At 64.9% G+C, this 14,016-nt stretch carries 13 protein-coding genes; 5 read left to right on the forward strand and 8 right to left on the reverse strand.

Annotated features, from left to right (window positions below; all coding sequences use genetic code 11):
* Positions 1–114: 114 nt before the first annotated feature.
* Positions 115–375 carry a hypothetical protein gene (locus tag AC0L3C_RS01745; RefSeq protein ID WP_035974993.1) on the reverse strand — a complete coding sequence of 87 codons (261 nt, stop codon included), beginning with the start codon at positions 373–375 and terminating at the stop codon, positions 115–117.
* 135 nt (positions 376–510) lie between these two features.
* Here AC0L3C_RS01745 and AC0L3C_RS01750 point away from each other — a divergent pair, with 135 nt between their 5' ends.
* On the forward strand, positions 511–1,731 hold the full coding sequence (locus AC0L3C_RS01750) for a lytic murein transglycosylase (protein WP_473406989.1): 1,221 nt from the start codon (positions 511–513) through the stop codon (positions 1,729–1,731).
* A gap of 7 nt (positions 1,732–1,738) precedes the next feature.
* Here AC0L3C_RS01750 and AC0L3C_RS01755 read toward each other — a convergent pair whose 3' ends face one another.
* The 3 genes from AC0L3C_RS01755 to recJ form a co-directional block, all read right to left on the reverse strand.
* A complete protein-coding gene (locus AC0L3C_RS01755; RefSeq protein WP_473406990.1) occupies positions 1,739–2,536 on the reverse strand; it encodes an aldolase in 798 nt (265 codons plus the stop codon).
* A gap of 109 nt (positions 2,537–2,645) precedes the next feature.
* Entirely contained in the window at positions 2,646–3,455 is an 810-nt protein-coding gene (locus AC0L3C_RS01760; protein ID WP_473261617.1) for an SDR family NAD(P)-dependent oxidoreductase, read from the reverse strand.
* A 52-nt stretch (positions 3,456–3,507) separates the two neighbouring features.
* A complete protein-coding gene (recJ, locus tag AC0L3C_RS01765; protein WP_473261620.1) occupies positions 3,508–5,349 on the reverse strand; it encodes a single-stranded-DNA-specific exonuclease RecJ in 1,842 nt (613 codons plus the stop codon).
* A gap of 275 nt (positions 5,350–5,624) precedes the next feature.
* Here recJ and AC0L3C_RS01770 point away from each other — a divergent pair, with 275 nt between their 5' ends.
* Positions 5,625–6,701, forward strand: coding sequence for a methyl-accepting chemotaxis protein (locus AC0L3C_RS01770; protein WP_473278084.1), 1,077 nt, complete (start codon positions 5,625–5,627; stop codon positions 6,699–6,701).
* A 157-nt stretch (positions 6,702–6,858) separates the two neighbouring features.
* Here the strand turns inward: AC0L3C_RS01770 and AC0L3C_RS01775 are convergent, their stop codons facing one another.
* Entirely contained in the window at positions 6,859–7,845 is a 987-nt protein-coding gene (locus AC0L3C_RS01775) for a helix-turn-helix domain-containing protein (protein ID WP_473406991.1), read from the reverse strand.
* 502 nt (positions 7,846–8,347) lie between these two features.
* Here AC0L3C_RS01775 and AC0L3C_RS01780 point away from each other — a divergent pair.
* From AC0L3C_RS01780 to AC0L3C_RS01790, 3 genes are all read left to right on the forward strand, one after another.
* Positions 8,348–9,361, forward strand: a complete 1,014-nt coding sequence (locus tag AC0L3C_RS01780; RefSeq protein ID WP_473406992.1) for a formylglycine-generating enzyme family protein — start codon at positions 8,348–8,350, stop codon at positions 9,359–9,361.
* 235 nt (positions 9,362–9,596) lie between these two features.
* Positions 9,597–10,340, forward strand: a complete 744-nt coding sequence (locus AC0L3C_RS01785; RefSeq protein ID WP_473406993.1) for an SDR family oxidoreductase — start codon at positions 9,597–9,599, stop codon at positions 10,338–10,340.
* 10 nt (positions 10,341–10,350) lie between these two features.
* Complete coding sequence (locus tag AC0L3C_RS01790) at positions 10,351–10,767, forward strand: cupin domain-containing protein (RefSeq protein ID WP_473406994.1); 417 nt, start codon at positions 10,351–10,353, stop codon at positions 10,765–10,767.
* 7 nt (positions 10,768–10,774) lie between these two features.
* Here the strand turns inward: AC0L3C_RS01790 and AC0L3C_RS01795 are convergent, their stop codons facing one another.
* The 3 genes from AC0L3C_RS01795 to AC0L3C_RS01805 are packed head-to-tail and all read right to left on the reverse strand — an operon-like array spanning position 10,775 to position 13,832.
* The gene (locus tag AC0L3C_RS01795; protein WP_473406995.1) at positions 10,775–11,779 is read right to left on the reverse strand and encodes a 4-hydroxythreonine-4-phosphate dehydrogenase PdxA; all 1,005 of its coding nucleotides are present in this window, start codon (positions 11,777–11,779) and stop codon (positions 10,775–10,777) included.
* On the reverse strand, positions 11,776–13,338 hold the full coding sequence (locus AC0L3C_RS01800; protein ID WP_473406996.1) for a tripartite tricarboxylate transporter permease: 1,563 nt from the start codon (positions 13,336–13,338) through the stop codon (positions 11,776–11,778). The genes AC0L3C_RS01795 and AC0L3C_RS01800 overlap by 4 nt, the downstream gene beginning before the upstream one ends.
* Before the next feature lie 11 nt (positions 13,339–13,349).
* Positions 13,350–13,832, reverse strand: coding sequence for a tripartite tricarboxylate transporter TctB family protein (locus AC0L3C_RS01805; protein WP_473261638.1), 483 nt, complete (start codon positions 13,830–13,832; stop codon positions 13,350–13,352).
* Between the last annotated feature and the right edge of the window lie 184 nt (positions 13,833–14,016).

The following is a 14,016-nucleotide window of genomic DNA, read 5'->3' on the forward strand; positions in this document are numbered from 1 at the left end:
GCGTTCCCCTAATGGGCTTGCCGCTGGCGGGGTTATCTACATACCCCCCCTATTCGGCTATGCGGGGAGGGGGTGCTCCGGCGGGCCCGGGCGGGGGGCGGGGCCCCCGCTCCGTCAGTCGTTATCGTGATGAATCACGGTCTTGCTGCGATTGCCGAATTCATCTTCCTTCTTGATCACCGTGGTGCGGTCGGCGGGTTCACGCTCCCTAATGACGGTGGTGCGATCGCGATCGCGGTCCCGCTCACGATATTCGTGAGACTGTCCGACCGTCACGCCGGCACCGACCGGACCAACGTGAACGCCGACTTCGTCGGCAAAAGCAGGCGCGGCGATCGCGGTGACCATGGCTGCCGCAAACAGATATTTCCTCATCTCGTCCTCCTCGATTGCATGCGGAGGGAATGCGGGAGTGCGACAATTTGTTCCGGAAGGAACAGGACTGGACGTCCCGTTCCGAGCCTCCAGGAACCGACTCACAGGAGCCATGTTTCCGGCTACAATAAGTCGATGAAACACGCTGATTCCTCGATCCGTCATACCCGCCGCGCCTTCACGATCGGCGCAGCCACCCTGCTCGTTTTCCCGACGTATGTCTTCGCCGCACCTCCAGGTTTCGAGGAATGGCGTGAGGGTTTTCGCGCTCGTGCAATGGCCAAGGGCATCTCGGCCGCGACCTGGCAGCGCGCGATGGCGCGGGTCGAGCCTGACATGAGCGTGTTCAAGCAGATGCGCAACCAGCCCGAATTCCATGAGCAGCTCTGGCAATACATCAACCGTCGCGTCTCCGACTGGCGCATCATCAACGGCAAGATCGCGCTGAAGAACAACGAGGCGCTGCTCGCGCGCATCGAGCGCGATTTCGGCGTCGAGCGCGGCACGCTGCTGGCGCTGTGGGGCGTCGAGTCCGCCTATGGCGATCCGCTGGTGCAGCAGAACCACATGACGCCGGTGTTTCCCTCGCTCGCCGCCCTCGCCTGGAACGAGCCGCGGCGCAAAGCCTATTGGGAGACCGAGCTGATCAACGCGCTACGCATCGTCGACAAGGGCTGGAGCACGCCGGAGCAGATGCAGGGATCCTGGGCCGGCGCGATGGGGCATTCGCAATGGATGCCGGAGGTCTGGCTCAATGTCGGCATCGACTACGATGGCGACGGCAAGGTGTCGCCGTTCGGCAAGCCCGACGACGCGCTGGGCTCGACCGCAAAATATCTCGTCAATCGCGGCAAGTGGCACCGCGGCGAGCATTGGGGCTACGAGGTGCGCGCATCGGGCGAGATGAGCGGCAGCCGGACCTATGCGGCTTGGCAGGCGGCCGGCGTCACCCGCGCCGACGGCCAGCCGTTCCCGCAAGACTCCGCATCCGCGCAGATGTGGACCCCGGTTGCGGGCGGGCCGACGTTTCTGCTGGGACCGAATTTCAACGCGGTGAAGAGCTACAACCCCTCGATGAACTACGCGCTGGCGATCTGCCATCTCGGCGACCGCTGCCTCGGCGCCCCGCCCTTCATCCAGCCGTTCCCCGGCTCCGAGCGCGCGCTGACGCTCGCCGAGGTGCAGGAGATGCAGACACGCCTGACCAAGGCCGGTTTCGACACCGGCGGCACCGACGGCCGTGTCGGCAACGACACCATGAAGGCAATCAAGGATTTTCAGCAGCGCGCGGGCATCACGCCTGCGGACGGCTATGGCGGGCTGAAGGTGCTGGCGAAGCTGCGCCAGGGGTCGTAGTTGTGGCTCAGTGCCGGTACTGCGGCTCTTCCGCATCGAGCTGCCGCCGGATTGCGGCGAGATGCAGCCGGGCGGATTCGGAATCGCCCTCGCGCATCTGCCTGTAGGTCTCGGCCGCAATCGCGGGATCAACCGGCCGCACCTGTCGCCCCGTCGACATTGCCAGCACCTGCACCTCGGCGGCGCGTTCGAGATAATAGAGATCATCCCAGGCCTCCGCGATGGTCGGGGCCAGCACCATCACGCCGTGATGCTTCATGAAGATGATATCGGCATCCCCGACGCTGGAGGCGATGCGCGCGCCTTCACGGTTGTCGAGCGCGAGGCCGTTGTAGTCGCGGTCCACGGCCGTACGACCGTAGAATTTCAGCGCGGTCTGGCCGGCCCAGATCAGCGGATCGCCCTCGGTCATCGACAGCGCCGTGGCGTAGGGCATGTGGGTGTGGAAGGCGACCTTGGCGCGCGGCAGGCGCTTGTGCATCTCGGCATGGATGTAGAACGCGGTCGCCTCGGGCACACCCTCGCCGTCGAGCACGTTGCCGTGGAAGTCGCAGATCAGCAGTTTTGACGCGGTCAGCTCGCGGAAGGCGTAGCCGTAAGGGTTGACCAGGAAGAGATCGTCATGGCCCGGCACCACGGCCGAGAAGTGGTTGCAGATGCCCTCCTCAAAGCCGTTGCGCGCGGCCATCCGAAAGCAAGCGGCAAGATCCTCGCGCGCACTGCGGATCGCATCAGTCACGAGGTCCGGACGGTTCGAGCGGAACGTTGCTGGCGTGGATGACGAAGAGTGAAGGCTGTGCGCCATGGCGGAAGGACACCTCTGTCGGCCGGAAGACGCCCGCGTTGTACAGGTCCGACGCCTGCGCGTCAGCCCCCGCGGGCGCCACCCTGCCCTTCGCAGCCCGCGCGGCGGGCTATTGCCGCCGCGGCACGCCGCCGGCATTCATGCCGCCGTCGATGACGAGTTCGCTGCCGGTGACGTAGCGCGAGGCATCGGAGGCCAGATACAGCACGCCGGAGGCAATTTCCGCAGCTTGGCCGGCGCGGCCGAGCGGCGCGACGACGCGCGCACGCTCCTCGGGATCGATCGGCGCGTTGCCCTGGTTGCCGGTCGCGCCGGTCGGGATCTTGCCCCAGATCGGCGTGTCGATGATGCCGGGATGGACGGAGTTGACCCGAATGCCGTCGCCGGCGGCCGCGCACTCCATCGCGATCGACTTTGCGAACAGCCGCACGCCGCCCTTGGTCGCCGAATAGGCCGACAGCCCGGGCGCGCCGCGCAGGCCCGCGAGCGAGGACATCATGACGATCGAGCCGCCGCCGGTCTTGCGCATCAGGGGCAGGCAATGCTTGACGGAGAGGAAGACGCCGTCGAGGTTGATCGCGTTCTGCTTGCGCCAGTCGCTGAGCGTCATGTCGACGATCGAGGGCACGGCAAGGCCGATGCCTGCGTTCGAGACCAGAATATCGAGCCGGCCAAAGCGCTTCGCGATCTCGGCTGTGATCTCGATCCAGCGCTCTTCGCTGGTGACGTCCTGCTCCAGGAAAATCGCCTTGCCACCGGCCTTGGTGACGCGATTGGCGAGCTCGGGGCCGCGCAGCTCGTCGATGTCGGTGGCGATGACGGTGGCGCCCTCGCGCGCGAACAGCTCGACGATCGCCTCGCCAATTCCGGATGCGCCGCCGGTCACCAGCGCGACCTTGCCCTGAACCTGCCCTGCCATGTTCACTCCCTTTTTTCTTTTTTGCTGTTGGCTTTTTTGTTGTTTGCCGGGCCTATCTAATCATGGATGGTCCCTGGTCGGGTAGCGCGACGTCGATGACGCGGAATTGCACGCGCTCGGCGCCCTGATAGCGATCGACCGACAATGATCCCGCGACATGCAATTGCTGGCCGCGATTGGCAACGAGCGCGTTGCCGAGCTTCTGTCCGATCGAACGGAACGCGATGCCGTTGACGATGGCGCCGTCGCCCGACTTGAAGCGTAGCCTCAAATGTGCCTGTCCCACCTCGTCGGCATAGACGAGCTGGTGCGCCGGCAGCGCCAACACGACTTCCGGATTGCCGCTGCCGAAGGGGCCGGCGCGGTTGAGCGTCGTTGCAAGTTCGGTCGTCACCGCGCGCGCGGAGACCGCGCCGTCGATGTAGAGCTCGTTGACGTGGCGCGCCTCGGCAACGTCGCGCGCCAGCGCGTTCTCGAGGTAGGCGCGAAACTCGGCGAGCTTTTCCTTCCGCAGCGTGACGCCCGCAGCCATCGCGTGGCCGCCGCCCTTGAGCAGAATGCCGTCGGCGACCGCCTGCCGTACTGCCTTGCCAAGATCGACGCCGGCAATCGAGCGGCCGGAACCGGTGCCGATACCACCGGGCTCCAGCGCGATCGCGAAGGCGGGCCGCGAGAACTTCTCCTTCAACCTGGACGCAACGAGACCGACCACGCCGGGATGCCAGCCTTCGGAGGCCGTCACGATCACGCCGATCTTGTCCTCTAGCCCGATCGAGGCGAGTGCCTCGGCTTCGGCCTGCGCTTCGGCCGCCTGCTCGATGATCCGGCGCTCGCTGTTGAGGCGGTCGAGTTCGGCGGCGATCCGCGCGGCCTCGACGCTGTCACCCTCCAAAAGCAGCCGCACGCCGAGATCGGCGCGGCCGATGCGGCCGCCGGCATTGATGCGCGGCCCCAGCATGAAGCCGAGATGCCAGGCCTCCGGCGGGCCGTTGAGCCGCGCCACGTCCATCAGCGCGGTGTGGCCGACATGGTCGCGCCGCCGCATCGCGATCAGGCCTTTGGCGACGAAAGCGCGGTTGAGACCGATCAGCGGCGCGACATCGGCAACCGTGCCGAGCGCAACGTGATGCAGCATGCCGAGCAGATCCGGCTCGGGCATCTCCGCATTCCAGAAGCCGCGCTGGCGCAATTCACGATTGACCGCGACCAGCGTCACCAGCACGAGGCCGACGGCGGCGAGATGGCCGAGGCCGGAGAGATCGTCGAGCCGGTTCGGATTGACCAGCGCGTCGACCTCCGGCAGCTCCGTGCCGGCCTGATGATGGTCGATCACGACGACGGACATGCCGAGACGTTTTGCTTCGGCGAGCGGCTCGATGCTGGTGGTGCCGCAATCGACGGTCACGAGCAGCGTGGCGCCCTTTGCGGCCAGCGCACGCACGGCTTCCGTGTTGGGCCCATAGCCCTCGAAGATGCGGTCGGGAATGTGGATCAGCGGATCGAGCCCGCAATGGCGCAGATGCCAGGTCAGCAGCGCCGCCGAGGTGGCGCCGTCGACATCGTAGTCGCCGAAGATCGCGACCTTCTCGCTGTTCGCCGCGGCATCCGCGATCCGCTTCGCGGCGGCCTCCATCTCCGTCACCGTGAACGGGTCCGGCAGAAGCTTGCGGATGGTTGGATCGAGGAAATCTGCCACGGCGTCGCTGTCGACACCGCGCCCCGCCAGCACCCGCGCCAGCAGTTCCGGCAATAGGTGGCGCTGCACGATGGCAAGCGCCTTCGCCGCCCCGCGCGCATCCAGCCGGTCGCGCCAGAGCTTGTCGGTGAGCGAGCGCGCCACTCCCAGGAACGCCTGGGGCGCTTCGACAGGCAAGGCGGTGGCGGGCGGCGTCATGAACATCGGTCGGTTTGAGGAACCTGGAAGCCGGAGGTATTGCATCGTCCGGCCGATGGCACGATTGGCCCGCAATCCCCCGGGATTTGCAATGTCTGCGCGGCACAAAGCGGTGGATTGCCGCTTTGCTGCGCGCACTGACTATCATTTGAGCATGCCGCAAAACAGCAAATTAAGCAGGCGTTAGGCGGAATCTCCGAAAAAGAATTGTATTCGATCTGACGTGATTGTTCCGGGTTCATTGCAGATCAGGCCTCATTGCCAAGGAAGCCCCGATGTCCGCTGCGCTGGGTCTGAAAACCAAGCCGATCACCACCGAACCCGCTGATGATGATTCCGACATCTCCGCGCTGATCAACCGCCTCACGGCGGAGGTCAACCAGATCGCGGTCGACAAGACCAAGGCGATCCAGCAGATCACCAACCAGATGAAGATGCTGGCGCTGAACGCGCTGATCGAAAGCTCGCGCGCCGGCGCGCAGGGCGCGGGCTTCGCAGTTGTGGCGCAGGAGGTCCGCGGCGTCGGCCAGCAGGTCGAGACCATCGCCCGCGAACTCGAAAGCCAATTGACGAAACGGACTGGCGATCTCGTCTCCTCGATCGACCGGATGAGCCAGCGCTCGCGCGGCGAGCGCATGGTCGACCTTTCGCTCAACGCCATCGAACTGATCGACCGCAACCTCTATGAACGGACCTGCGACGTGCGCTGGTGGGCGACCGATTCCGCGTTGGTCGATTGCGCGGCCTCGCCCGACGGCGCGGCCGTGTCCCATGCCTCGCAGCGTCTCGGCGTGATCCTGGGAGCCTACACCGTCTATATCGACCTCTGGCTCTGCGACCTCGACGGCAACGTCATCGCCAACGGCCGCGCCGACCGCTTTCGCACCGTCGGCCAGAACGTCGCCCACACCAAATGGTTTCGCGAGGCCAAGACCCTGCGCTCCGGCGACGACTATGTCGCCGGCGACGTCGAGAATCAGCCGCTGCTCGGCAATGCCCAGGTCGCGACCTATTGCGCCAGCGTCCGCGCCGGCGGCCAGGCCAACGGCGCGCCAATCGGCGTGCTCGCCATCCATTTCGACTGGGAGGCACAGGCCCGCGCCATCGTGCAAGGCGTGCGCGTCGGCGACAGCGACAAGGCGCGCGTGCTGCTGGTCGATTCCAATCTTCGCATCATCGCCGCCTCGGACGGCCAGGGCATCCTCAGCGAGCGCATCTCGCTCTCGCTGGACGGCCAGCGCTCCGGCTTCTATCAGGACCGCTCGGGCACGCTGGTCGCGTTCCATGCCACGCCGGGCTACGAAACCTATCGCGGGCTCGGCTGGTATGGTGTGATCGTCTGCGGGGCGTGAAGCCGCCAGCTTGCCCATCCAACTCAAAACCGTGAAAACAACCCCATGCACAGTAGCCATCTGGTTGTTTTCATGACGGTTTTTTTCGCCGTTTCACGCCGGCAAAACACCGGCATGCATGCGATCATGGCGTCGGTCGCGGTCCGGGCCCAGAGCGCTAGGCTCTGGCGATGTCGTCTTCGACTGGCTGCAGCGTCGTAATTCCAAGCGTTTGCGACGGACGCTCCCCGAACATTGCGAAGTAATATTGCGAAAACCGGCCGAGTTCGTAAAAGCCCTGCTGCATGGCGACGGCTGTCACGGTGGTCGAGCCGGGTGCGCTCTGGTGCAGGATGGAGTGAACAGCGCAGAGACGCTTGTGCCTGAGGAAGCTGGCCGGACCGAGGCCGAATACCTCTTGAAAGGCGCGGTGCAGGGTACGCCGCGATACGCCGAGCACCGCGCAAATTTCCGAAACATGTACCGGACGCGTGCCGGCGTCGTCGAGAAACTCCTCGACCTTGCGGACCAGCCGTCGCGCGGAAGGCAGCCAGCCATTGCCATCGGGTGGCAGCGACGACGCGACGTTGGCAGCCATACATTCGGCGATCGATCGTTTCCAGAAATCGGCGGTTGATGGCGTCAGCCCATATTTGTTGTCGCGCAGGTGCGACATGATCCGGACCAGGCGGCGCGAGGCGATCGCGCCGGTCTCGATGTCCGCGCGGAAATGACCGCGGCTGCGCCAGGTGTCGGGGTCGCTCAGCCGTGCCTCACCGCCGAACAGCGTCGCGACTTCGTTGAGGTCGAAGCGCATAGCGGCGTAAGCGGAGCCGCCGTGAAAAACACCATCATGTTCGAGCCGCGGCGGAATGACGAGCACATCGTTGAGCTGCATGTCGAACGACCAGTGGGCGACGCGCTCTTCGGCCGCAAGCAGCATCCCGATGATCAGTCTGTCGTCGCTGGACACCCGCTGCGTGCGCATGCCGACGTTGAAAGCACCAATGCTGAGCGAGAAGTCGCCGATGCCGACATGGGACAACGTTCCGCGCAACCGACCGCGGCCAAGTTGCATCACATCGACATGCGAGCCGTGGACGGCCTGCTGAAGACCTTCGAAACCATCCAGCTTGCGCGAATCAACCAGAAGGAATTGCCCCATGGCCGGACCCTGTTACTGAAGCGCGACAATTCTGCGGCACGCGATAGCAAAGTACCACCACAACGCGAGGTGGGTGCGAGAGGCTGACTTCGCGTTTTGAGACAAATCATCGGCAAGTTTGTTGCTAGATATGCCACTGAACTGCCCTGCACTGAGGGATTTTCGACATGGGGCACTAGGTCTCACCAACTGCCCGGGCAGACTGGCACAAACTGCACATCACAGCCGTCCAATCTTCGGATACCGTTTGCAACCTTAGCGATATTGAGCGGAAGCGTTCTGCGGATGGCAGAGCGCACGCGGCATGGATTTGCGGCGTGCTCGAAAACGTGCGTGCAAAGGAAAGAGATGTTGACGCAACGCAGCGTCCTTCTCTCCCCCGAGCGCCAAAAAAGAGGGGACCGAACAATGCGTCCAATGGGCCGGGCAAAGCGCTATCGTCGAAGTCTGCCAGAGTTGGCGCAGTAACATCGGGTGGAATGCGCGTATCGGAGCTTCCACCATGTTGCGAGCGGATCTGGATCACTGCGAGTGGTTGCCGGATGATTTGAAGACCGGCGAGATGGTCTTCATTCCCGGCGGAACGTTTCGCATGGGATCCGACCATCATTATCCCGAGGAAGCGCCGAGCCATCGCGTCGCTGTCGACGGCTTCTGGATGGACCGCACGCCCGTAACCAACCGGCAGTTCAAGCAGTTCGTCAACGCGACCGGCCATGTCACCGAGGCGCAGATCGTTCCCGACCCGAAGGACTATCCAGGCGCGCTGGCGGAGATGCTCTACGCGGGATCGCTGGTGTTCTCCCCGCTGCCGCGCATCACCGATCTCACCGACTGGAGCCAGTGGTGGACTTTCCTGCGCGGCGCCAACTGGCGTCATCCCTATGGTCCCGGCAGCAACCTCAAGGACCTCGACGATCATCCGGTCGTTCACGTCTCCTTTAGCGATGCGGCAGCCTATGCCCACTGGGCCGGCAAGGACTTGCCGACGGAGGCGGAATGGGAGTTCGCCGCGCGCGGTGGCCTCGAGGCGGAGGAATACGCCTGGGGCGATGCGCTGATGCCGGGCGGCAAGCACATGGCCAATATCTGGCAGGGCAACTTCCCCGTCCAGAATCTCGGCGAGGATGGGTACGAGCGTACCTCGCCGGTCATGGCCTTCCCGCCGAACGGCTACGGTCTCTATGACATGATCGGCAATGTCTGGGAGTGGACCGTCGACTGGTGGTCATCAAAGCACGCAGCCGACGCTGCAAAACCCTGCTGCATCCCTAAAAATCCCCGCGGCGGCGGTGAGCACACTAGTTACGACCCTCGCGTCCCCGATATCCAAATTTCGCGCAAGGTCCTCAAGGGCGGCTCGCACCTCTGCGCGCCGAACTATTGCCGCCGCTATCGCCCGGCCGCGCGCCACGCCGAACCGGTCGATACTTCGACCAGCCATGTCGGGTTCCGCTGCGTGGTGCGAATGCCGTCTGTAACCGAACGCCAACAAGAAGGACGTGCTGCAATCTAGCGAGCGCCGCTGGCGCATGCGGCGTCAGGGGGGCGCTCTGCGCGTTGGACTATTTCGATACGCAACTTTATCCATCGGCGATCGATAAACATCTTCAGCATTTTTGGACAAGGCAGGCGGGTTACAGGCAAGAGCCTGCCCCATCTCCTCGGTAAGAGTCGCCTCATCGCTCTCGCGACGCGCGCGCCGTCGATCCTGAAACGCTCGCGCCCGCAACGTGCCGAGGAGACATGCCATGAAGATCGTCGTGATCGGCGGGACCGGATTGATCGGATCCAAGCTCGTAGCGAAGCTCAAGCAGCAAGGCCACGACGCCGTCGCGGCTTCGCCGAAGTCAGGCGTGAACGCCGTCACCGGGGAAGGCCTCGCAGCAGTGCTGGCGGGCGCGGACGTCGTCGTCGACGTTGCCAACGCGCCGTCCTGGGAGCCTGCCGCCGTGCTCGGATTCTTCGAACGTTCGAGCAAGAACCTCGCTGCGGCCGAGGCGGCTGCAGCCGTGAAGCATCATGTGGCGCTCTCGATCGTCGGAACCGAGCGCTCGCCCGACATCGCCTATTTTCGCGCCAAGCTGGCGCAGGAGACCATCGTCAAGGCATCTCCGGTCCCCTACTCGATCGTCCGCGCCACCCAGTTCTTCGAATTCCTCAGCGCCATCGGCGATATGGGCGCGGCCGACGGCCAGATCGTCGTTCCCTCGGCATTGTTTCAACCGATCGCAGCCGACGACGTGGCTGATCGCCTCGCAGAGGTCGCGATGGGGCCACCGCTCAACGGCACGATCGATATCGCAGGACCTGAGAAGGCGCCCTTCAATGAATTCATCGCACGGCGCCTGAAGGCGTCCGGCGACACCCGACTGGTGGTGGGAGACCCAAAGTCGCCGTACTACGGCGCTCCCATCGACGACACATCGCTGAACCCTCTCGGCGAGGCGCGGCTCGGCAAAACGTCGCTCGCAACATGGCTTGCGAGACTTTGAGGAGGCTTCCATGCGCAGATTGCTGATCGCAATTGCTGTTTATGCCGCATCATTCCTGACGGCCCATGCCGCCGAGACAGCGGCAGCCACGGCCAAGGTGACGCTCGTGTTCGACCAGACGCTGCCGAATGTCCCGGGCAAGAGCATGAAGGGCGTGCTGGTCGAGTATGGTCCCGGAGGGTCCTCACCGGCCCACATCCACGCACCCTCGGCTTTCATCTACGCCACGGTCCTGGAAGGCGCGATCCGCAGTCAGGTCAATGACGGGCCCGCCAGGGTCTTTCGCAAGGGAGAGAACTTCTCTGAAAAGCCCGGCGACCGCCATGCCGTCAGCGCCAATGCCAGCGATACCGAGCCCGCAAAGCTGCTTGCCGTGTTCGTGGTGGATACCGCCGACAAGGAACTGACGATGCCGCTGCCGAATTAGCAACGGATCACGCGAGGCGACGCACGGCCATGTCCGCGGCGAGCAACACCGCGGCGCGGCTGGCACCGACTGATGCAATGCCTTGGCCGGCAATGTCGTAGGCAGTGCCGTGCGCCGGTGTGCAGATCGGGAACGGAAAGCCGCCGAGCAAGGTCACGCCGCGATCGAACCCCATCAGCTTCATCGCGATCTGACCCTGGTCGTGATACATCGTCAGCACAGCATCGAAGGCGCCGCCCTTGGCGCGCAGGAACACCGTGTCGGCGGGGAATGGCCCTTCGGCGGCAATGCCCTCGCGCTGACCGGCCGCGACCACGGGCGCGATGACATCGATCTCCTCACGACCGAAATTGCCGCCGTCGCCGGCATGCGGGTTGAGCCCGGCGACCGCGATGCGCGGCCGGGCGAAGCCGGCATTGCGCATGCAGGCATCAGTCAACTTAAGCGCGCGATGGATGCGTTCGCCGGACAGTCGCGCGGCAACGTCCTTGAGCGGGATGTGAGAGGTCACGCGGGCGTTCCAGAGCCGGTCCAGCACATTGAATTCGCTTGCGGGCGTTTTGAGTCCGACCACTTCTGCGGAGAACGCGATCTCGTCGTCGTACTCGGCGCGGGCCAGTCGCATCGCCTGCTTGTTGAACGGCGTAAAGCAGACGGCATCGACCCGGCCGTCGCGGCCGAGTTCGAGCGCGTGCTTGTAGTTGGCAAGTGCGAACCTGCCGCCGGCAAGGCTCGCAATGCCCTGCCTGATGTCGCCGGGACCGAGGTGGCCGAGATCGACGAACAGCGTCTCGCCCTCCGCCTCGCGCAGATCGGCCCCCTGCTCCACCATGGTCAGTTCCGGCTTGACGCCGGCAATGCGCGCGCCTTCGTCGAAGATGCGGCGGTCGCCGATCACGGCGATCCGGCTGCGGGCGCGGATGTCGTCCTGCAACACGAGCTTTGCGGTCAATTCCGGGCTGATGCCGGCGGGATCTCCCATTGCCAGTGCAATGAGCGGCTTTGCGGTCATATCATCACCTTCTCTCGCGCGGTCTCTCGATCTGTGTTCTGGACTGTCGTCTCGTGGATCGACGGCGCAGGCTTGCGCAGCAAGCGCGCAAGCTGCAACACGAGCGGCAACAGCAACAGCGCGATGCCGGCCACGATCAGGCATGTCACCAGCTTGTTGGCGAAGAATATCCCAAGCGATCCCTTCGACATCAGCATCGACTGCCGGAACGCGTCCTCGGCCTTGTCGCCGATGACGATCGCGAGCACGAGTGGCGCCAGCGGATAGAACAGCTTCTTGAAGAGATAGCCGACGATGCCGAAACCGAGCATCATGACGACATCGAGATAGGAGTTCGACACCGAATAGGCGCCGACGACGCAGATGATCACGATCAGGGGCGCGATGATCACGAAGGGGATCCGCATCAGGGCGGCGAAGATCGGCACAGTCAGAAGCACCAGCACAACGGCGACGATATTGCCGACATACATCGAGGCAATCAGGCCCCAGACAAAGTCTTTCTGGTCGACGAACAGCATCGGCCCGGGATTGAGGCCCCAGATCATCAGCCCGCCCATCATGACGGCCGCGGTGGCCGAGCCGGGAATGCCGAGCGAGAGCATGGGCAGAAGCGCGCTGGTCCCGGCGGCATGATCGGCCGTCTCCGGCGAGATGATGCCTTCAACCTCCCCCGTACCGAAGTATCGGCCACGGCGCGAGAAGCGACGGCCAATGCCGTAACTCATAAAGGATGCCGCAGTCGGCCCGCCGGGCGTGATCCCCATCCAGCATCCGATCGCCGCGCTCCGCAGTAGCGCAACGCTATGCCGTGGCAGGCGGCCGACGGCACGGAACACCTCACGCCAATCGATCCTGTTGGAGACCGCACGCGCATGAAACTCCTCTTCGACGGCGACGAGCAGCTCGCCGACGCCGAACAGACCCATCACCGCGACGACGAAGTTCACGCCCTTGACGAGCTCGTCGACGCCCATGGTGAGGCGCACGCTCCCGGAGACCGTGTCGATGCCGATGGCGGCAATGGCAAAGCCGATCGCCAGCGCGACGATGGTCTTGATCGGCGCCGCCCCGCCCATGCCGACGAAGCTGGCGAAGGCCAGGAAATAGACCGCGAAATATTCCGCCGGCCCGAAGGCAAGTGCGACCTGCGCCACCCATGATGCGAGGAAGGTGATCAGGATGACGCCGATCAGCGCGCCGAATGCCGCCGAGCCAAAAGCGGTGGCGAGCGCCGTCGTCGGTCGTCCGTCGCGCGCCATCGGGTAGCCGTCGAAGGTGGTGGCGACAGACGACGGCTCGCCCGGGATGTTGAACAGGATCGAGGTCACGGATCCCCCGAACAACGCGCCCCAATACATGCTGGAGAGCAGGATGATGGCGGAGACCGGTTGCATGCCGAAGGTCAGCGGCAGCAGCAGCGACACCCCGTTCGGAGCACCAAGCCCAGGCAGCACGCCGACGAGAATGCCGAGCAGCACGCCGATCACCATCAGCGCCAGATGCGGCAGCGTGATCGCGATGCCAAAGCCGTGAAGGAGTTCTCCAAGATTGTCCATCGGCCTCTCCGTCAGAAGCCAAACGCGGCGGCGAGCGCGCCGTGCGGCAAGCTCACCTGGAACATGCGCTCGAACACGACGTAGAGGGCGAGCGCTGTCGCCGCCGCCATGCCAAGCGCGCGCGGCACGGATTGTTGTCGGGGGATCGCCAGCACCGCGAAGATGTACAGGGCCGAGGCGACGTACATCCCCGCCAACGGGATCGCAGCCACGAAAATCGCGGCCGGCACGAACAGGCCGGCAAGCCGGCGCAGCTCGATCGGTGTGATGGCAATGGGGACGCTGGCGAGCGTCGCGGCCGGCACGACACCTCGCGCGAGGTTGTAGAGGCTCCCGAGCACGATGATGATCCCGGTCAGGAACGGAAACGTCCCGGCGTCCACGCCCGCGCTCGACCAGCCGATGCCGTTGTCGAGACTCTGGACCACAACTGCAACGCCAAAACCGCCCGTGAGGATGGCAGTCGCAAGTTCAAGAGCGCGTCGCGATATCATAGAAGGCTCCGGTCAGGCTAAGTACAATGGCCGGCTATGGCGCACATGTTCCCCAACGCTCGGTGTGGGGGGCCGGGGGGGGGGGGGGTGGGGGGGGGGGGGGGGGGGGGCGCCGGGGGGGGGGGGGGGGGGGGGGGGGGGGGGGGCGGGGGGGTGTGGGGGGGGGGGGGGGGGGCGGGGGTGG

Source organism: Bradyrhizobium sp. WSM4872 (genome assembly GCF_055811715.1).